Origin of the sequence: Nocardia sp. AB354 (genome assembly GCF_049538315.1) — a bacterium.
Classification (GTDB): Bacteria; Actinomycetota; Actinomycetes; order Mycobacteriales; family Mycobacteriaceae; genus Nocardia; species Nocardia nova.
The window spans coordinates 199853-218638 of the sequence record NZ_JBMVFU010000003.1 but is presented as its reverse complement, the minus strand read 5'-3'; the positions used below and the strand labels follow the sequence as shown (position 1 = coordinate 218638).

Here is an 18786-nt window from a genome sequence, read left to right as displayed (position 1 = left end):
GTCCACTCGAGTGGAATCCGGGCGGAGTCGATACGATCACCTGCGACATTTTTCGAGGGGGCTTCCGCGCCAGGACCGGAGGAAAGACGTGACAGGCAGTAATCCACCGCACGGTGGGCCCGAGTATCCGGGGCAAGGCAATCCGCCCAATGAAACCGTGCACTGGTGGTCGACGCCGGCGGCTCCGGAGCAGCCGCTCACCGGTACCGATCCGACCGTCATGGGTGGGCGTCCCGGGCCGGTGACCGGCACGGATCCGACCGTTCTGGGGGCGGGTTTCGACGCCTATCACGGTGGCGCCCCACAGCAGCCCTACGCACAGCAGCCACCACCGTCCGTGCCGAGTTATCCACAGCAGCAGTTCCCGCCGCCTTATGCGCAACAGCCGGCCTATCCACAGCCGCCCAAGAAGAACAACGCACCGTGGATCGTCGGCGGCGTGGTCGGCCTGGTCGTGGTGATCGGCATCGTGATCGGCGTGATCGCGCTCACCGGCGGTGGCGGGGGCGGAAGTAAGGGACCGCTCGGCGACAAGAAGGGTGTCGACGGCAACTATTCGATGGCCAATGTCAGCGACGCCTGCTCGCTGATCGATGCCACGGTGCTGCGCAAGTGGGCGCCCACACCCAAGGACGCGCCCGAGCACACCGAACGCGCACCCGACTCCAGCTTCGGTGGTGGCAACCTGACCTGCCGCGCCCGGTACGACGGCGCCGGCAAGTACGGCACCGACGGTTCCGATATCGACCTCGAGGCCGACTTCCAGAGCAAATACAGCGATCCGCAGTTCAACAGCTGGAAGAACTACGACACCAAGACCACCGGCAGCGGCCGCACCTCCGGCGATATCGCGGGCATCGGCAGCCAGGCCTACTACGCCGCCTACCAGCAGAACTACTCGAGCTTCGTGACGCTCGACTACACCTGCGCGGCCCTGGACTCCAACGTCTCGGTGAAGGTGGAACTGCGGATCCAGGCCGAGGGCAGCATCGCCAGCGCCGACGTCGGCACCACCTGCAAGGAGCAATTGAAGAAGGCCCTAGCCGGCCTGCACAAATAGCCCGGTTTGCGGTTCCGGGGGGTCCACCCGGTATATTGCTCTGCGGAGGATTCGCCTAGTGGCCTATGGCGCTCGCCTGGAACGCGGGTTGGGTTAACGCCCTCAGGGGTTCAAATCCCCTATCCTCCGCCACGAAACGCCCGCTACCCCAGTGGTAGCGGGCGTTTCTGTTTCGTCCGTCGCACTTCTCGTCAGCGGCCGTCCAGGCGGGGACGCAGGACGACCACGGGGATTTCGCGTTCGGTCCACGCTTGATAGGTGTCGAAGTCGGCATAGGCGTCGACGAGCAACGGCCACAGGCGGGCCCGTTCCTGCGGGTCGGCGGTGACGGCGTGAACCGGACGGCGGTCCCGTCCGATCTGGATGTGCGTGTCGGGCTCGGCGCGCAGATTGAGATACCACTGCGGATGTTTGGGAAGGCCGCCCTGCGAGGCGACGATGACCGTGTTCGGACCGTCGGTGATGTAGAGCAGCGGCGTCGTGTAGACCACACCCGACTTCCGGCCGCGATGTTCGAGCAGCAGGGTCGGCACCGGTTTGCGGAAGCCGGCCCCGATGCGCCACTTACCGCCGATACGGCCGCCGGTGCGCCGATAGGTCCACACCTGCGCACGGCCCACGATCTTGAAGATCTTGGGCAGCAGCGGGGAATCGAGTTGTTTCGGCCGGGGCGGCGTCGTGGCTGGCATGGTCTTCCTTCTCTCCGGTACTTCCGGACGACCATACAGTTGGTTACATATGTATGGTCAAGAGCCGGGCTGCCCTCTCGGCAGGATCGGTACCGTCGACGCTTCGAGGAAGGGATTGGGCATTCGGTGCGCACGCATGGCTGGGCGGGGGCGACGCCCGCGGACGACGACGAAGCCGTCGCGCGGATCCTCGCCGCCGCCCGCACCGCGATCGACCGGTCCGGCAGCGATTTCAGCATCGCCGAGGTCGCCCGGGACCTCGGCGTCACCCGTCAGACCGTGTATCGCTACTTTCCCAGTGCCGAGAGCCTGCTGACCGCGACCGCCGTCGCGCAGACCGGGCAGTTCCTCGACGTTCTGGCCGAACATCTGAGCGGAATCCGCGACCCCGCCACGGCGGTGGTCGAGGGCATCGCCTACACCCTCGAGCGGCTGCCGCACGAGCGGTACCTCAACCTACTGCTCACTCCGGGGCGGGCCGGGGCCTTCTCCGCCGGCGTAACCTCCGACACCGCACTGGCATTCGGACGATCGATCCTGCAACGCTTCGCCGTCGACTGGACTGCGGCCGGAGTGTCCGGCGCCGATCTGGACGAACTCGTCGAACATATGCTTCGCATCGTGCAATCGTTCGTCGTCGATCCGGGCCGTCCGCCTCGGCGTGGGCCGGAACTGCGCCGCTACCTCACGGCGTGGGTCGCCCCGGCCATCGCCGCGAGATCACCGCTGTAGTGACGCGTATCACTTGCAGGAGGTGTCACACGGCGGATCCGGCGAGCGTCTCGTGTGTGCCGAAGTCGAGACAGCACGGACAGGAGCCCCCATGAGCGAGCGCATCGACGGCGCCACCGAAGCGTTCGTCACCCATCGCAATCTGCTGTTCACGGTTGCCTACGAGATGCTCGGTTCGGCGGCCGACGCCGAGGACGTCCTGCAGGAGACCTGGTTGCGTTGGGTGGACGTGGACCTCGACGACGTCCGTGATCAGCGCGCCTACCTGGTCCGCATCGTCACCCGCCAGGCGTTGACCCGGCTCCGCACGCTCGGCCGCCGCAAGGAGTCCTACGTCGGTCCGTGGCTGCCGGAACCGCTGCTGACCGCACCCGATGTGGCCGAGGACGTCGAACTGGCCGACAGCGTGTCGATGGCGATGCTCCTGGTGCTGGAAACGCTCGCACCGACGGAACGAGCGGTGTTCGTACTGCGCGAGGTGTTCGACCTGAGCTACGACGAGATCGCCGCGGCCGTCGACAAGACGCCCGCCGCGGTACGCCAGATCGCCCATCGCGCACGGGCTCACGTCGCCGCGCGCCGACCCCGCGGCGTGGTATCCGCCGACGAATCCCGCCGCGCCGTCGAAGCCTTCCAGCACGCCATCGAAACCGGCGACCTGCAGCATCTGGTCGACATGCTGGCTCCCGACGTGGTGCTGCTCGGCGACGGCGGCGGCGTGGTCCAGGCGGTCCTGCGGCCGATCGCGGGCGCCGACCGGGTCGCCCGCGCCCTGCGTACCGGCCTGCCCCGACTGCGCACCGAGGCAACCGTCGAGGCGGTCCAGATCAACGGCTGCCCCGCACTGATCGTCCGGATCGACGGACGAATCGACGACGTGGTGGCAATGCGCCTCGACGACGGCCTGATCACCGGCCTCTACGTGGTCCGAAACCCGGAGAAGCTCTCCCGCGTCGAACAGCAGACCACCGTCAGCCGCTGAACGACGAGGCCCACAACCACTGCGCCACAACGACATTCGATGTCCGCCCGGAGTCGGCCGGATAGTCTGGGCCGGTGAATTCGCCGGAGCAACCCGCCTCGATCCTCGCCCTGGCCGATCTGGCCACACCGATGGCCGTCCGCGTGGCCGCGACGCTGCGGCTGGTGGACCACGCGGGCAGCACGGGCGCGACCGCCGAAGAGCTGGCGGCTCGCACGGGAACCTCCGCTCCCGCGCTCCGTCGACTGCTCGACCATCTGGTCACCATCGGCGTCTTCGACGACGAAGCGGCGTCCGGCCGCTACCGGCCCACGAGCCTCGGCAACCAGATGAGCGCGGACTCCCCCGACCCGTTCGCGCTGCTGCTGCTCGATATCGGCAGCGCGGGCGGGCGCGCCGAACTGGCCTTCGTGGAACTGCTGAGCACGATCACTTCCGGCCGGCCCGCCTATCCGCGCAGGTATGGACGTGATTTCTGGGCCGATCTGGAAGCCGAGCCCGCGCTGCGCACGTCCTTCGACGCCCAGATGAATTGCCGCTTCCGGGTTTACGCGGACCAGATCGCGGCGCGGTTCGACTGGAGTCGCTTCCCCGACGTTCTCGACGTCGGCGGCGGCGACGGCACCCTACTGACCGCGATTCTCCGCGCGCATCCCAGCGTGCGCGGACGAGTGCTGGACCTGGCGCCGACGGCCGCCGCCGCCACCGAGCGATTCACGGCGACCGGCCTGAGTGACCGCGCATCCGCCGTTGCGGGCAGCTTCTTCGATCCGCTCCCCACCGGTGCCGATGCCTACCTTCTGTCCGACATCCTGCACGACTGGGACGACGAACTCGCCGCAGCCATCCTCGCCGAATGCGCCCGCGCCGCAGGGGCTTACGGGGCGGTCGTGGTGATCGAGCCGATTCGGGGGCGGGGGGCCGATACGGCGATCGACCTGTTCATGGCGATGTGCTTCGGCGGGCGGGAGCGGACGGTGACCGAGTTGGGGGCGCTGGGTGAGACGTGCGGTCTGATGCTGCGTGCTATGAGGCCGGTGGCGGACGGGCGGACCGCACTGGAGTTCCGGAGTCGGTGACACTGCGACGCGGCCGGCAAATCCGCGAGCTATTTGTCGGCGCTTCGGTTTATGATCGAACACATGTTCGAACATTGGCCGGAGAAGGGAGCGTTCGCACTGCATCGGGTGGTGGCTCCGCCGATGCCGGTGCTGGTGGACGTGGCTGCCGCTATCCCCACGTATCCACGGATGGCCGATCACGACGCGGTGGCGGGGCAGGTGCGGGCGGGCGGGCTCGAGATCACCGGGCGAATTCCGGGGCGGCTGCACGCCTGGGCGCGGGCGGCGGACGGAACGTGGCTGGGGCTGGTGGAATTCGAGTTGCGCACCGGGAACGGGCGCAGTCGGCTACCGGTGACCCAATGGTGTCCGGCGCATGCGTTGATCATGCGAGGCGGGTGCGGGCCGCCGGATTAGCGGCCCGCCACATCGCTACGCGGAGCGGCGATTTCCGGCCGCCGCGGGCTCGGCGACCGGGACCAGACCGGCGAGTGCCGTGGGCAGCGGGTCTCGGTGCAGAACTCCGAGGCGCTGGGTGGCGCGGGTGAGGGCCACGTAGAGTTCGGCCGCGCCCCGCGGCCCATCGGACAGGATGCGCTCCGGTTCGACGACGAGTACGGCATCGAACTCGAGGCCCTTCGTCTCCGATGCCGCAACCGTGCCGGGCACGCCGGGCGGGCCGATCACGACGGCGGTGCCCTCGCGACCCTCCTCGTCGCGAGCGAAATCCGCGATGGCGGAGGTCAATTCGCTTTCGTCGACGCGGCGCGACCACGGCCGCACGCCACAGGCGCGCACCGACTCGGGTGGCCGCACACCCGGCGCGAATTCGGCGAGCACCGCCGCCGCGACCGCCATGATCTCGGCCGGCGTACGGTAGTTCACCGTCAGGGAGCGGTAGCGCCACCGGCCGGGAACATAGGGCTCGAGCATGGCGTCCCACGACGTCGCGCCGGCGGTCGAACGACGCTGGGCGAGGTCGCCGACCACGGTGAAGGAGCGGCCCGGACACCGCCGCATCAGCACCCGCCAGTCCATCTCGGAGAGCTCCTGCGCCTCGTCGACCACGATGTGGCGATAGGTCCAATCCCGGTCGGCGGCGGCGCGTTCGGCCAGATCACGGGTATCGCGATCGGCGAATCGGTCGGCGAGGTCCTCGGCGTAGAGCAGGTCGGTGGCGAAGAGGTGGTCCTCGTCGTCCATCGAATCCTCGCGGCCCGTCATGAGCTCCAAAACACCTGCGGCATATCGGGCTTCGGCCGCGCGTTCGCGTTCCGCGGTGTCGTCCGCCGGCTTCTCCCGGCCCAGCAGATCGACCAGTTCGTCGAGCAGCGGTACGTCCGACACCGTCCACGCGGCGCCGTCGGCACGCCGGAGAGCCGGGTCGGCGCCAGCCGCTCGCAACCGCTCGGACGACGAATACAGCTCGGCGAGCAGCGTTTCCGGGGTGAGCACGGGCCAGAGCTGGTCGAGCGCGGCAGCGAACTGCTCACTCTCGGCGAGCTCGGCGACGAGGTCGGCGCGCAGGTTCTCCCACGCCTCCCGGTCGTCGCGGCTGATCCAGCCCTTGCCGATCCGCGCGATCGCGCGCTCGGTGATCACGTAGGTGACGATCTCGCGGAACACCGCACGCGCCTCGTTGTGCGGCAGACCGCTGGTGCGCGCCTCCTCGCGCGCCCATTCCGCGGTCGCCGCATCGATGCGCGCGGTGACGTCGGTCAATTCGATGGTCAGCGGTTCCGCCGGCAAGCACTGCCGGTCCGCGACCGCGGCGGCGAGCACATCCAGCATGCGCAGCGAACCCTTGATGCGCACCGCATCCGGAGTGTCCTCGGCGGTGACGTGCAGGCCCGGCACCAGATCGCCTGTGGTGGTGAAGACGACGTTGGTTTCGCCGAGCGACGGCAGCACCCGGTCGATATGACGCAGAAAGGCCGGGTTGGGTCCGACCACGAGAACGCCGTGGCGCTCCATCTGCTCGCGCTGGGTGTAGAGCAGATAGGCGACACGATGCAGCGCCACCACCGTCTTGCCGGTACCGGGTCCGCCCTCGATCACCAGCACGCCGGGATGATCGAGCCGGATGATCTCGTCCTGTTCGCCCTGGATGGTGGCCACGATGTCGCGCATGCCCTCGCCGCGAGGCGCGTCGACGGCCGCGAGCAGCGCCGCATCCCCGCGTTCCCCGGCGCCCGGACGGCCGAAGATCTCGTCGGTGTAGTCGACGACGCGGCGGCCTCGGGAATGGAACTGCCGGCGCCGCCGCATCCGCTCCGGGCTGGCGGCGGTGGCGGTGTAGAAGGCCCGTGCCGCCGGAGCCCGCCAGTCCAGCAGCAACGGCTCGAAGTCGTTGCTCCGGTCGAACAGCCCGATCCGGCCGATATAGGACCGCTCGCCGGAATCGCTGTCCAATCGGCCGAAACACAGCCCGTTGTCGGCTACATCCAAGCGCTTGACCTCACGCGCCAGCGTGCGCACCTCCACATCGCGGTCCACCAGCGCACCACCGTTGCCGCGCAACGCCGCGCTGTAGCGGCCCTTCGCCTCGACGCGCTCGCCGTCGAGGCGTGCGTAGAGCCCGGACACGTAGTCCTGTTCGGCCCGCAACTCGTCCTGATACCCCGGTTCCGACATGTGTCCCTCATTTCCCTGGCTCGACATGGTTCATGTGGACACCCGTGTCCGTCTCGGCCGCTGCGGGTCTCCTCTCGTTTTCGCAGGTACACGGCCTCGGCGGGCCATTGTGCGGCACGACCGGGGCCTTGCCGCAAGCCCCCCACTCCGCTATATATTGAATATGGAAAGAGGTGCACCAGCCTCTTCCGCGATCAGTCGGCGGTCAGCCGCGTACCGACCTCACGGACCGCGCCACGCAAGAGGCGGGCGTACTCGTCCACATCCACCACCTGGGGATCGGCGTGGACCGACAGGGTCACCGTCGTTCCGAGGCCGTGCAGGCCGTGGGTCAGATGCATCACCGCGCCGAGGGCGGGGAAACCGGCGGTGAAGCGGACCGCGCCGCCGGCGATCGACAGATCCGCCTCGCCGCGGTGGACGCTGGAGAGCACGGTGTGGCCCGAGATCCGGTCGGGAACCAGATCCAAGGGATAGCCGGCGATATCGCGACGGAGGACCGGGGCCGGGATCGCGTCGGTGACGCGGTCACGCGCGGACTGCAGCGGATGGGTGGCGCGGATCCGTCGTTCGGCCAGCGCCGCGGCGATGCGGCGCGCCCGCAGCCGCAGGTCCGGTTCAGCGACGCACAGATCGACACCGAGGTCGCGATAGTTGTTGTGCGGGACAGCTTTTCGATCGGTCACCACAGGCAGGGCCATCGAGACCTGGGCGCCCAACGGGTCGGCGGATTCGCCGTGGGCGGCGAGGTATCGACTCGTCGCGACGGAGATCGCGGTCAGCGCGACGACCGTGACCGTATAGCCGGGAACGTGCAGGCTCTCCCCCTCGATCACACGGACGGCCCGATGCTCCGGCGCCGGCGGGCGGTTCAGCCGGGTCGGCGCGAAATTCGGTGCCGCGGGGGGAATCTCTCCCGCCTCGGCGAGGCTGTTCAATTCCCTGTCCGCACCTGCCGCGACGAATCCCCGCCGCACCGTGCGGGCCATGCGGGGCAGGAACGAAAGAAGCGCCAGAGTTTCGACCGCAAGGGTTTCCACAGATGACGCGAACCGGGCTCGCGCCCGGCGGCCGGGATGCCGATCGAGCATCGCGCCGGTGGACGATCCGACGCGATCCGAACCGTCACCCGGTTCGGCGACCCCGCGAGCTGCCGCGTCCAAGCCTCGCAACAACTCGCGCGCGATCTGCGCGGCCCGTTTTCCGTCCGCCAGCGCATGCGAAAGCTGCAGCACCACAACGAGTGCGGGCTCCGATCCGCCCGGCGCGTCCCGGACGCCGCGATACAGATGGATCCGCCAGGTGTATCGCCGCGCCGGGACCGAGTGCGCCAGATTCTCCCCCAGCGAGGCTTCCACAGTCGTCCACAGCGGCTCCTCGGACGCGTGGACGACGACCTGCGCCTCGTCGAAATCCGCAGGCTCCCAGGCCGGATAAGCGAAACGGTGCTCCCGGACACGGACGCTCAACTCCGGGATTTCGGCGCTGCGCGCGATCACCGCCGCCCGCAGCGCGTCGTCGGACCATCCGGCGTCGTCGAAGCAGTAGAGCAGGAACAGGTCGTTGCAGGCCCGGCGCGACAGCCAGAACCTGGTGGCATCCTGCGGGGTCAGTAGATCCACCCGCCGACGATATCCGCAACCGTCCACATATCCCGCACCCACCGAGATCCATCGGCACCCGGAATCGGCCGCATCGACCGGCACAACAAGGCCCCGAGTCGCATCGACTCGGGGCCCATCACCTGATCGCCGGGGGTCAGGCGGGACGTAACTTCCCGTCGGTCACGCCCGAGACGAACGCATCCCACTCGCCGGGTGTGAAAGCCAGAATCGGCCCGCTGCCGCAGTCTTTGGTATCGCGAACCCCGACATTGCCGTCACTCAGAAAAGCTACCTCGACACAGTTTCCATCGGGACCGCTGTATTTACTCTTGCGCCACACCGCACCGGTCGAATCAACCTTCACCTCAACCTCTCCTTTACCGCCGTAGATAACGCGACAATCATGCTTCCCTCGTCGCCGGACCCGGGTTTCTCGAGACTCGACGGCTCCACGATGTGCCTGGTCATAGCGCACGAACTACTCGATGAACGGAATGGGCCACGAGGTACACACCGCCATGGTGCGCGCTCGCGTTGACCCCGGGAGAGCACCCTAGCAGCACCCACAATCCATGTCCCGCCTCTTTTCACTTTCAACCACTCGAATTGCGATAAATAATTCCCGTTCACTAATAGCGGGGGAATTGCCAAATGACAGGAGAATGATCCGCTAAACAAAACCGGGCCGCTAAATTCGCTCGGGCCCGGCCGCACTACGCCCCGGATAAACCGTGCGGTTGCTCGGTATGGATCATGGAGTAGTGGTGGAACGAGATCGCGACGATGCCGGACACGCCCGAAATGCCCGTCCTCGAGACCGGTTCGGGCGACCACTACCGCCCGGTAGCGTCGGCGTCGCCCGGATTCCGGATGATCTCGACCTCCCACCGGAGGAAACCCTGGACTATGCCCAGCGCCTCCTGAACGAGGGACTGGCCTTCAACGCACACGAGGTACTGGAGGCCGCATGGAAGAACGGACCGTTCGCGGAAAGGATGCTGTGGCAGGGGCTGGCGCAGTACGCCGTCGGCATCACCCACATCCAGCGCGGTAATCCGAAGGGTGCTCGCACCCTGCTCGAGCGGGCGATCGGCCGGTTGTCGGCCGCGCCGTCGCCGCCGTACGGTATCGATTCGACCGGGCTCGTCGCACACGCCGAGGGTCTGCTGGCGGATCTGGATGCCGGCCGCGACATTCCGGAGGACGCGCTGTGCCCCCGGCTGCGCGGATGATCCCGCATACCGCCGGGGCGGGTCGCTTCGCCCCCAGCCCCTCCGGTGATCTGCACCTGGGCAATCTCCGCACCGCCCTGCTGGCGTGGTTGTTCGCCCGCAGCACCGCACGCAATTTCCGGCTGCGGATCGAGGACCTGGACCGGGTGCGGCCGGGTGCGGAGCAGCGTCAGCTCGACGATTTGGCCGCGATCGGGCTGGACTGGGACGGCCAGGTGGTCCGGCAATCGGATCGCACCCCGCAGTATGCGGCGGCGATCGAGCGGCTCGGCGCGGCCGGCATGACCTACGAGTGCTATTGCACGCGAAAGGAGATTCAGAAGGCCGTCTCCGCACCGCACGGCCCGATGGGCGCCTATCCGGGGACCTGCCGCGACCTGAGCGAGGCGCAGCGGGCGGCCAAGCGCGCCGAGGGTCGCCCCGCCGCACTGCGCCTGCGCTCGCAGACCACGGAATTCGAGATCGTCGACGAAATCCACGGCCGGTATCGCGGGCTGGTCGACGATTTCGTGCTGCGTCGCGGCGACGGAACGGCGGCCTACAACCTCGCGGTTGTGGTGGACGATGCGGCCCAGGGCTTCGACCAGGTCGTTCGCGGTGACGATCTGCTGCCCTCGACACCGCGGCAGGCCTACCTGGCCACGGTCCTCGGACTCGCCGTACCGACCTACGCGCATGTCCCGCTGGTGCTCAACACCGAGGGCGCGCGGCTGGCCAAGCGCGACGGTGCCGTAACCCTGCGCGACAGAACCGCTCTCGGCGAGACGCCGCGTCAGGTTTTCACCTTGCTCGCGGCCTCGCTCGGCCTGCGGGGCGAGACACCGCGCGCGCTACTGGATCAGTTCACTCCGGCGACGGTGCCGCACGAACCGTGGATTCTGGACCCCGAACATCCGGATCCGCTGCGCCACAGCTGATCCCACGACGGTGCGTCCGGCGATCCGGACGCACTGCTGTGCCCTCCCGGCTCCTACCAGTTCGCGGCCGCGACGTTGACGATCACCCACACGATGGTCAGCACGATGCCGACGGCACCGACCCAGATTCCGCCGAGCGCCATACCGCGGCCTTGACCGCCGCGCTCCTTGATCTGATTCAGCGCGATCACACCCAGGATGATCCCGACGATCGATCCGATACAGGTGCACAGTCCCAGGATCGATGCGATCAGCGAACCGATCGCCAGGCCGTTGGTGCCCTGTTGCGGCGCCGCGTAGCCGTAGGGCTGATACGGCGTCGCGGCCGGATAGCCGTAGCCGGGCTGACCGTAGGGCTGCTGCTGCGGATAGCTCGGGTAGGACTGCTGCTGTTGCGGCGGCGGGGTCGGCTGCTGGTAGGGAGACGACTGCTGATGCGGGGCCGAGGAGTATCCGGCCTGCGGATTGGGCGGCGGGGTGGGCTGCTGCGGCGGGGTCGGCGGAACCGACTGGTGGCCGCCCGAATCGGACGAGACACCTTCGCCGCCGTACTGTTTCCACCATTCGTCGGAATCGCCGGGATTCGTCATCGGTCCAGCCTATTCCACCGGGCCGGGTTGCCGGTATCGTGCACAGGTCGTGAGTGAGACACAAGAAACGACACCGACCGGGGAGTCTGGACGCCCCGCGGTCGAACACGCAGCATTCGCGCAGGCCGCGGGGGGTCCCTTCACGTTGATCGTGACCTTGTTCACGGCGACGCTGATGATTTCCAACATCTGCGCGACCAAGGGCGTGCAGTTCTTCACCGGCCACGAGGTGTCCCTCGGACCCATCGAAATCCTGCCGATCACCACCGACGGAGCATTTTTCCTGTTCCCCCTCGCCTATGTGATCGGCGACGTGCTGAGCGAGGTGTACGGCTTCAAGGCCGCCCGCCGCACCATCTACTACGGCTTCGGCATGCTGATTCTGATGGTGGTCTGCTTCTGGATCGCGATCGGCCTGCCGGCGGCCGGGTTCTACGACAATCAGGACGCGTTCCGCACCGTCGCCGGGACCACGCCGCAACTCGTCGCGGCCGGGCTCGCCGGTTATGTGGTGGGCCAGTTCCTGAACTCGATGACGCTGGTGCTGATCAAGGAGCGCACCAAGGAGAAGCATCTGTGGGCGCGGCTGCTGGGCTCGACCGTCGCCGGTGAATTCGGTGACACGCTGGTGTTCTGCTCGATCGCGGCGACGGCCATCGGGATCAACACGTGGGGCGCGTTCATCAACTACGTGATCGTCGGCTTCGTGTGGAAGACGCTGTGCGAGGTGCTGATCATGCCGATCAGCTACCGCTGCATCGCCTATCTGAAGAAGCACGAACCCAGCTACGCACCGCTGGACAAGCCGGCGCTCTACAGCTGACGCGGAACCGGGCGCGAGGCGGGGCCGTTTCGTTTCAGTCGAAGCGGATCCGGCCCTGCCACCGTCCCAGGAACTCCGCCTTGAAATCGTCGTAGTAGCCGCCCTCGATGCTCGCGCGGATATCGTCCACGAGCCGAATCGTGAAGCGCTCGTTGTGAATCGTGCACAGCGTCGCGGCGAGCATCTCCTTCGCCTTGAACAGGTGATGGATGTAGGCACGGGTGTAGTGAGCGCAGGTGTAGCAGTCGCAGGTGTCGTCGATCGGGGTGAAATCGCGGCGGAACCGGCTGGTGTTGATGTTGAATCGGCCGGCCGCCACATAGATCGCGGCATTGCGCGCGACGCGGGACGGATTGACGCAGTCGAAGGTGTCGGCGCCGTTCTCGATCGCCACGAAGAAGTCCTCGGGTTCGCTGATACCCAGCAGATGCCGCGGTTTCTCCGCCGGCAGTTCGTCGCAGCACCAGCCCACGATGGTGCCGAGATTGGCCTTCTCCAGCGCGCCGCCGATGCCGTAACCGTCGAAACCCGTTCCGCCGCTTCCCCGCATCGCGTCCAGATCGCGGCAGGCCTTGCGGCGCAGGTCTTCGTACTGCGCACCCTGGATCACCGCGAACAGCGCCTGATACGGCCGGTGCGCGCGTTCGGCGGTGAGCCGCTCGTGTTCGTCGATGCAGCGCTGCGCCCACTCGTGCGTGCGGCGCAGCGACTTCTCCTGATAGCCACGGGTGTTGAACAGCGTGGTCAGTTCGTCGAAGGCGAACATGATGTCGGCGCCGAGGCGGTGCTGGATCCCCATCGACACCTCGGGGGTGAACCGATGGCTGGATCCGTCCAGATGGGAGCGGAAGGTGACGCCGTCGTCGTCGACCACGGCCAGCCGCTCCTTACCCTTCGCGATCACCTCGTCGCTCTGCACGCCGACGGCCTCCATGGCCAGCACCTTCTTGAAGCCGACGCCGAGCGACATCACCTGGAAGCCGCCGCTGTCGGTGAAGGTGGGACCCGGCCAGTTCATGAACCGGCTCAGGCCGCCCGCCTCGTCGACGATGTCGGATCCCGGCTGCAGATACATGTGGTAGGCATTGGCGAGCAGGGCCTGCGCGCCGATCTCGGCCATCGCCTCCGGGAGGACCGCCTTGACCGTGGCCTTGGTGCCGACCGGAATGAACGCCGGAGTGGCGATCTGCCCGTGCGGCGTGGTGATCACACCGGTGCGGCCGTGACGCCCCGGTAGCGACGTACCGACGGTGAAGGAGAACTGGTCGGGATCGGACACGCCGCTATCCTGCCAGGCCGGTGACCACGGCCCTTACACCACGTCCAGCGTCTCCTCGTCGACCAGATCCTGATCGACCGCCGCGCCGGTGAACTGCGCGTTGTAGAGGCGGAAGTAGGCGCCGCGCGCGGCCAGCAGCCGCTCGTGGGTGCCCTGCTCGACGATGCGGCCACCTTCCATCACCACGATCAGATCGGCATCGCGGATCGTCGAAAGACGGTGCGCGATAACGAAACTGGTGCGGTCACGGCGCAGCGCGGCCATCGCCTGCTGCACCAGCAACTCGGTGCGGGTGTCGACCGAACTGGTGGCCTCGTCGAGGATCAGGATGGTCGGCTTGGCCAGGAAGGCGCGGGCGATGGTGATCAGCTGCTTCTCACCGGCGCTGACTCCGGAGCCCTCCTCGTCGATCACCGTGTCGTAACCCAGCGGCAGCGAATGGACGAAGCGGTCCACGTAGGCGGCGCGGGCGGCCGCGAGGATCTCCTCTTCGCTCGCCTCCGGGTTGCCGTAGGCGATGTTCTCGCGGATCGTGCCGCCGAACAACCAGGTGTCCTGCAGCACCATGCCGATCCGCGAGCGCAGCCGGTCGCGGCCGATGCCGGTGATGTCGACCCCGTCGATGGTGATCGCGCCGGAGTCCAGCTCGTAGAACCGCTCGAGCAGATTGACCAGTGTCGTCTTACCGGCACCCGTCGGGCCCACGATGGCGACCACGTGGCCGGGCTCGGCGACCAGCGACAGATCGTCGATCACCGGCTTGTCCGGCTCGTAGCGGAACGACACCGCGTCGAATTCGACCCGGCCGCGATCGATCGGGCGCGGATCCTCCTCGCGCGGATCGGGAACCTGCTCGTCGGCGTCGAGGATCTCGAAGATCCGCTCGGCCGACGCGACGCCCGACTGGAGCAGATTGATCATCGAACCGATCTGGGTGAGCGGCTGGCTGAACTGGCGCGAGTACTGGATGAAGGCCTGCACCTCACCCAGCGACAGGCTGCCCGAGGCCACGCGCAGACCGCCGACCACGGCGATCAGCACGTAGTTCAGGTTTCCGATGAACATCATCACCGGCATGATCAGCCCGGAGATGAACTGCGCCTTGAAGCTGGCCTGATAGAGCTTGTCGTTGCGCTTGTCGAATTCCTCCCCGACCTCGCGGATGCGGCCGAACGCCGTGACCACCTCGTGGCCGGTGAAGGCCTCCTCGACCTGCGCGTTGACCAGGCCGGTGTACTTCCACTGATCGACGAAATGCGGTTTCGACCGCTTCGCGATCTGGGCCGTGACGACCACCGCGGCCGGAACCGTGAGCAGCGCGATCACCGCCAGCAGCGGCGAGATCCAGAACATCATGATCAGGATGCCGATCACCGACAGCACCGACATGACCAGCTGGCTCATGGTCTGCTGCAGGCTCTGCGCCACATTGTCGACGTCGTTGGTCACGCGGGAGAGCACATCGCCGCGGGCGTTGGTGTCGAAATAGCTCAGCGGCAGCCGGTGGATCTTGTCCTCCACCTCGCTGCGCAGCCGCTGCACCGCGCGGTTGATCACCGTGGCCAGCAGATACGCCTGCAGCCAGTTGAACAGCGCGGCCAGCACGTAGAGCACCAGAACCAGGGTCAGCACCTGGCCCACCGCGCCGAAGTCGACGCCGTGGCCGGGGTTGATGTTCATCGAGGACATCATGTCCGCGAGCCGGTCCTGGCCCTGCGCACGCAGGGACGCCACCGCCTGATCCTTGGTCAGCCCCGCCGGCAACTGCTTGCTGACGACGCCGTCGAAGATGAGGTTGGTCGCCTTACCGAGGATCTGCGGCCCCAGGGTGTTCATGACGACCGAGGCGACGGCCAGCACCAGGATGGCCACGACGGCCGTCCGATCCGGAGCCAGCCGGCGCAACAGCCGCTTCAGTGTCGGGCCGAACGATCTCGCCTTCTGCCCGGGAGCACCCGGCATCGGCGCCCCTGGCCTCATCGCGCCGCCTCCTGTGTCTTGCGGGACACCCGCACCCGGGCGGCCCGATGAGCAGCTGTGCCAAGGTAGCTCATCGCGCCGCCTGCTGTGTTCTGCGGGACACCCGCACCCGGGGCGGCCCGATGAGCGGCTGCGCCAAGGTAGCTCATCGCGCCGCCTCTTCCGGACTGAACTGCGATTCCACGATCTCCCGGTACTCCTCGCATTCGCGCAACAGCTGTTCGTGGGTGCCGAGGCCAACCATGGCACCGTCCTCGAGGACGACGATCTGGTCGGCGTCGCGGATAGTCGACACGCGCTGGGCCACGGTGATCACCGCGGATTCGCGCGTCTCCGGCCGCAGCGCGTCGCGCACCCGGGCGTCGGTGGCGACGTCGAGTGCGGAGAAGCAGTCGTCGAACAGATAGATCTTGGGCTTCTTCACCAGGGCGCGCGCGATGGCGAGCCGCTGCCGCTGGCCGCCCGAGACGGTGGTGCCCCCCTGGGCGACCGGGGTCCGCAACCCTTCGGGCATGGCCCGCACGAAGTCGGCGGCCTGCGCGATTTCCAGTGCGTGCCACAGCTGTTCGTCGGTCGCCTCGGGATCGCCGTAGCGCAGGTTCTCGGCGATGGTCCCGGAGAACAGATAGGCCTTCTGCGGCACCAGCCCGATCTGCGAGCGCAGCAGATCCATATCCACCTGCCGCACATCGGTGCCGCCGACCCGCACCACGCCGGAGGTGACGTCGATCAGCCGCGGAATCAAATTGATCAGCGTGGTCTTACCGGATCCGGTGGAACCAACGATCGCGGTGGTCTGTCCGGGCGAGACCCGGAAGCTGATATCGCGCAGCACCGGTTCCGCGGCGCCCGGAAACGCGAATTCGGCGCCGACCAGCTCGACCGTCCCCGGATCGGCGACGAAGGTCTGCGGCTGTGCCGGCGGCAGCACCGAGGAGTCGGTTTCCAGGACCTCGGCGATGCGTTCGGCCGAGACGGCCGCGCGCGGGGCGATCATCGCCAGGAAGGAGGCCATCATGACCGCCATCAGGATCTGCATGATGTAGGACAGCAGCGCGGTCAGCGAACCGATCTGCATACTGCCGGAGTCGATGGCATGCCCGCCGAACCAGATCACCGCGACCGTGGTCACGTTGCTGATCAACATCACAGCCGGGAACATCAGCGCGGCCAACCGGCCCACGAACAGCGAGGCCGAGGTCAGCTCGTCGTTGGCCACGCCGAAGCGCTGCGATTCGTAGCGCTCGCGCACGAACGCCCGCACCACGCGGATACCGGTGATCTGCTCGCGCAGCACTCGGTTCACCGAGTCGATGCGCTCCTGCACGCGCCGGAATCCGGGCACCATCCGGGAGATGATCAGCGCCATCGTCAGTCCGAGCACCGGCACCGCGACCAGCAGGATCCAGGAGAGTCCGAGGTCCTGGCGCAGCGCCATCACGATGCCGCCGATGCACATGATCGGCGCCATCACCAGGATGGTCACGCTCATCACGACCAGCAGCTGCACCTGCTGCACATCGTTGGTGTTGCGGGTGATCAGCGACGGCGCGCCGAAGATGCCCACCTCACGGGCGGAGAAGGTGCCCACCCGGTGCAGCAGCGCCGCGCGCATTTCCCGCCCCGCACCCATCGCGGCCTGTGCGCCCAGATAAACCGAACTCGCCGAGGCGATGATCTGCACACCCGACACCAGCAGCATCCACAGACCGGTGGTCCAGATGTAGCCGATATCACCCTTGGTGACGCCGTTGTCGATGATGTCGGCGTTCAGGCTGGGCAGATAGAGCATCGCGATGACGGAGATGAGCTGCAACACAACAACCCCCACCAACTGGGTGCGGTAGGGGGCGAGAAAGGCGCGCAGCAACCTGATCAACATGATGGGTGCAGGCTACCGTCATTCCGGGGCGGTGGCGCCAAGATTTTTCGCTCGGCGAAAGCCGGCCCGCACACCCGCGAAACCGGCTCGACCGGCACAGTCCTCACCTCCGGCCTAGGCGTCGACGCCGTGCGGGACGGGCGCGGGCCGCCGCGTCCAGGCACCGGGATCGGACACCAGGTTCGCGATGAAATCCGGCAGTTCGTCGGTGGCGATATCCGCGATCGAGACCTGTTCCAGCACCGCGCGGATATTGACCCGCAGCGCGATCCACACCCGCTGCAGCGGTTCGGCCACCCCCGAATACACCACGTCCTCGGGGCGCTGCCCGCGCACCGAGGCGAGCGGCCCCTCGACCGCGCGGATCACGTCGGCGATGCTGATCTCACCGGCCGCGCGAGCCAGCCGGTACCCGCCGTCGGGGCCGCGCCGGCTGACCACCAGATCGGCCCGGCGCAGTTGCGCCGCAATGGATTCCAGAATCTTCGGGGAAATGTCCTGGGCCGTGGCGATCGTCTCCGCCTTCACCGAATTCGGTTGCGCGCGAGCGATTTCCAACAGGATGCGGACCGCGTAGTCGATCCTCGCCGAGATGTGCACTAGCGCTGTCCACCCGGTCCGTTCAGCACCCCGAGAGCGGCCTCGATCAAAACCCGCTCGATCACCTCGTCACCGGCATCGGGCACGAGCTCGTTCGACCACAGCGCCGTGCCCAGCACCTCCAGGGCGGCGCTGGCACGCAATTGCGCCTCGTGCGAGGGGTCGGGTCCGGCCAGCCAGACACACAGTCGCCGGTGCATATCGAACATGTCCGGATGCCGATCTCCGATCGCGTTGAGGATGGCCACGGTGTCGCGCACGCACATCGCGCCCGCGGTGCGATGTCGTAACAGGGTCCGGAGCTGGCGATTCAGCACCTCCCGAGCGCCCGCCGGGCTGTAGGGCACACCGTCGAGTTCGTCGACCACGAGCTTCATGTCGTCGAAGATCGGTTCGATGATCGCGAGCAGCAGATCGAGCTTCGACGCGTAGTGATAGTAGAGCGACGCCTTTGTGATTCCCACCGCATCCGCGACCTCGCGCAGGCTCGTCTGCTCGAAACCCTTGTTCGAAAAAAGCCGGATCGCCGCCTCACGAATCGCGTCCTTGGTGCTCTGACCTGCGACAACGGTTCCTGAGGTACTTCGGGCGCTCATGCGATGATCCTCTCATCAACCGATCGAAGCGGAGGGCACGCCCCGAAAATCGAGGTTGTTCCTCCGCTTAGCGATTGGGTAGTCTACCTACCGCACGGTAGGCAGAAAGCGTCGATGGAGGCGGA

At 67.4% G+C, this 18786-nt stretch carries 18 protein-coding genes and 1 tRNA gene; 9 read left to right on the top strand and 10 right to left on the bottom strand.

The features are described from left to right. The first annotated feature begins 88 nt into the window (after positions 1 to 88). Both ACPCUW_RS05840 and ACPCUW_RS05835 read left to right on the top strand, forming a co-directional pair. Positions 89 to 1060 carry a hypothetical protein gene (locus tag ACPCUW_RS05840; protein WP_423423906.1) on the top strand — a complete coding sequence of 324 codons (972 nt, stop codon included), beginning with the start codon at positions 89 to 91 and terminating at the stop codon, positions 1058 to 1060. A gap of 44 nt (positions 1061 to 1104) precedes the next feature. Beyond that, positions 1105 to 1192, top strand: a tRNA-Ser gene (locus tag ACPCUW_RS05835). Between the two features lie 59 nt (positions 1193 to 1251). Here ACPCUW_RS05835 and ACPCUW_RS05830 read toward each other — a convergent pair. Further along, entirely contained in the window at positions 1252 to 1749 is a 498-nt protein-coding gene (locus tag ACPCUW_RS05830) for a nitroreductase family deazaflavin-dependent oxidoreductase (protein WP_423423905.1), read from the bottom strand. A 126-nt stretch (positions 1750 to 1875) separates the two neighbouring features. Here ACPCUW_RS05830 and ACPCUW_RS05825 point away from each other — a divergent pair, with 126 nt between their 5' ends. The 4 genes from ACPCUW_RS05825 (at position 1876) to ACPCUW_RS05810 (ending at position 4941) form a co-directional block, all read left to right on the top strand. Next, on the top strand, positions 1876 to 2481 hold the full coding sequence (locus ACPCUW_RS05825; RefSeq protein ID WP_104407227.1) for a TetR/AcrR family transcriptional regulator: 606 nt from the start codon (positions 1876 to 1878) through the stop codon (positions 2479 to 2481). A 91-nt stretch (positions 2482 to 2572) separates the two neighbouring features. Next, positions 2573 to 3463, top strand: a complete 891-nt coding sequence (locus tag ACPCUW_RS05820) for an RNA polymerase sigma-70 factor (RefSeq protein WP_063010891.1) — start codon at positions 2573 to 2575, stop codon at positions 3461 to 3463. Between the two features lie 74 nt (positions 3464 to 3537). Further along, the gene (locus tag ACPCUW_RS05815; RefSeq protein WP_423423904.1) at positions 3538 to 4542 is read left to right on the top strand and encodes a methyltransferase; all 1005 of its coding nucleotides are present in this window, start codon (positions 3538 to 3540) and stop codon (positions 4540 to 4542) included. A gap of 63 nt (positions 4543 to 4605) precedes the next feature. Further along, entirely contained in the window at positions 4606 to 4941 is a 336-nt protein-coding gene (locus tag ACPCUW_RS05810) for a hypothetical protein (protein ID WP_423423903.1), read from the top strand. A gap of 15 nt (positions 4942 to 4956) precedes the next feature. Here the strand turns inward: ACPCUW_RS05810 and helR are convergent, their stop codons facing one another. The 3 genes from helR to ACPCUW_RS05795 form a co-directional block, all read right to left on the bottom strand. Then, positions 4957 to 7158: an RNA polymerase recycling motor ATPase HelR gene (gene helR, locus ACPCUW_RS05805; protein ID WP_423423902.1), complete on the bottom strand. Its 2202-nt coding sequence runs from the start codon at positions 7156 to 7158 to the stop codon at positions 4957 to 4959. A 194-nt stretch (positions 7159 to 7352) separates the two neighbouring features. Continuing rightward, positions 7353 to 8780 (bottom strand): hypothetical protein, encoded by a 1428-nt coding sequence (locus ACPCUW_RS05800; RefSeq protein ID WP_423423901.1) that lies wholly within the window; start codon positions 8778 to 8780, stop codon positions 7353 to 7355. A gap of 136 nt (positions 8781 to 8916) precedes the next feature. Further along, positions 8917 to 9126: a DUF397 domain-containing protein gene (locus tag ACPCUW_RS05795; protein WP_064902458.1), complete on the bottom strand. Its 210-nt coding sequence runs from the start codon at positions 9124 to 9126 to the stop codon at positions 8917 to 8919. A gap of 397 nt (positions 9127 to 9523) precedes the next feature. Here ACPCUW_RS05795 and ACPCUW_RS05790 point away from each other — a divergent pair, with 397 nt between their 5' ends. Both ACPCUW_RS05790 and gluQRS read left to right on the top strand, forming a co-directional pair. After that, positions 9524 to 9994 carry a DUF309 domain-containing protein gene (locus ACPCUW_RS05790; protein WP_423424031.1) on the top strand — a complete coding sequence of 157 codons (471 nt, stop codon included), beginning with the start codon at positions 9524 to 9526 and terminating at the stop codon, positions 9992 to 9994. Continuing rightward, positions 9991 to 10911 carry a tRNA glutamyl-Q(34) synthetase GluQRS gene (gluQRS, locus tag ACPCUW_RS05785; protein WP_423424030.1) on the top strand — a complete coding sequence of 307 codons (921 nt, stop codon included), beginning with the start codon at positions 9991 to 9993 and terminating at the stop codon, positions 10909 to 10911. The genes ACPCUW_RS05790 and gluQRS overlap by 4 nt, the downstream gene beginning before the upstream one ends. A 53-nt stretch (positions 10912 to 10964) precedes the next feature. Here the strand turns inward: gluQRS and ACPCUW_RS05780 are convergent, their stop codons facing one another. Next, positions 10965 to 11501 carry a DUF4190 domain-containing protein gene (locus tag ACPCUW_RS05780; protein WP_030516877.1) on the bottom strand — a complete coding sequence of 179 codons (537 nt, stop codon included), beginning with the start codon at positions 11499 to 11501 and terminating at the stop codon, positions 10965 to 10967. Positions 11502 to 11550: 49 nt separating this feature from the next. Between ACPCUW_RS05780 and ACPCUW_RS05775 the strand changes: the two genes are divergently transcribed. Next, positions 11551 to 12324, top strand: coding sequence for a queuosine precursor transporter (locus ACPCUW_RS05775; protein ID WP_030516876.1), 774 nt, complete (start codon positions 11551 to 11553; stop codon positions 12322 to 12324). 34 nt (positions 12325 to 12358) lie between these two features. On the opposite strand, the gene tgt is transcribed toward ACPCUW_RS05775, so the two are convergent. The 5 genes from tgt to ACPCUW_RS05750 all read right to left on the bottom strand — a co-directional run bounded on the left by tgt (position 12359) and on the right by ACPCUW_RS05750 (position 18661). Further along, the gene (tgt, locus tag ACPCUW_RS05770; protein ID WP_423423900.1) at positions 12359 to 13603 is read right to left on the bottom strand and encodes a tRNA guanosine(34) transglycosylase Tgt; all 1245 of its coding nucleotides are present in this window, start codon (positions 13601 to 13603) and stop codon (positions 12359 to 12361) included. A 33-nt stretch (positions 13604 to 13636) separates the two neighbouring features. Beyond that, positions 13637 to 15583, bottom strand: a complete 1947-nt coding sequence (locus tag ACPCUW_RS05765) for an ABC transporter ATP-binding protein (RefSeq protein WP_423423899.1) — start codon at positions 15581 to 15583, stop codon at positions 13637 to 13639. Positions 15584 to 15728: 145 nt separating this feature from the next. Beyond that, positions 15729 to 17465: an ABC transporter ATP-binding protein gene (locus ACPCUW_RS05760; protein ID WP_064902455.1), complete on the bottom strand. Its 1737-nt coding sequence runs from the start codon at positions 17463 to 17465 to the stop codon at positions 15729 to 15731. Between the two features lie 114 nt (positions 17466 to 17579). After that, positions 17580 to 18065, bottom strand: a complete 486-nt coding sequence (locus tag ACPCUW_RS05755) for an RrF2 family transcriptional regulator (RefSeq protein WP_423423898.1) — start codon at positions 18063 to 18065, stop codon at positions 17580 to 17582. Further along, on the bottom strand, positions 18065 to 18661 hold the full coding sequence (locus ACPCUW_RS05750) for a TetR/AcrR family transcriptional regulator (protein WP_195049094.1): 597 nt from the start codon (positions 18659 to 18661) through the stop codon (positions 18065 to 18067). The genes ACPCUW_RS05755 and ACPCUW_RS05750 overlap by 1 nt, the downstream gene beginning before the upstream one ends. Positions 18662 to 18786: the final 125 nt, after the last annotated feature.

Excerpts from the sequence above, each read along its gene's own strand:
- ACPCUW_RS05830 (WP_423423905.1), bottom strand. The coding sequence starts at position 1,749 with ATGCCAGCCACGACGCCGCCCCGGCCGAAACAACTCGATTCCCCGCTG.
- ACPCUW_RS05820 (WP_063010891.1), top strand. The coding sequence starts at position 2,573 with ATGAGCGAGCGCATCGACGGCGCCACCGAAGCGTTCGTCACCCATCGC.
- ACPCUW_RS05810 (WP_423423903.1), top strand. The coding sequence starts at position 4,606 with ATGTTCGAACATTGGCCGGAGAAGGGAGCGTTCGCACTGCATCGGGTG.
- helR (WP_423423902.1), bottom strand. The coding sequence starts at position 7,158 with ATGTCGGAACCGGGGTATCAGGACGAGTTGCGGGCCGAACAGGACTAC.
- gluQRS (WP_423424030.1), top strand. The coding sequence starts at position 9,991 with ATGATCCCGCATACCGCCGGGGCGGGTCGCTTCGCCCCCAGCCCCTCC.
- ACPCUW_RS05780 (WP_030516877.1), bottom strand. The coding sequence starts at position 11,501 with ATGACGAATCCCGGCGATTCCGACGAATGGTGGAAACAGTACGGCGGC.
- ACPCUW_RS05765 (WP_423423899.1), bottom strand. The coding sequence starts at position 15,583 with ATGAGGCCAGGGGCGCCGATGCCGGGTGCTCCCGGGCAGAAGGCGAGA.
- ACPCUW_RS05760 (WP_064902455.1), bottom strand. The coding sequence starts at position 17,465 with ATGTTGATCAGGTTGCTGCGCGCCTTTCTCGCCCCCTACCGCACCCAG.
- ACPCUW_RS05750 (WP_195049094.1), bottom strand. The coding sequence starts at position 18,661 with ATGAGCGCCCGAAGTACCTCAGGAACCGTTGTCGCAGGTCAGAGCACC.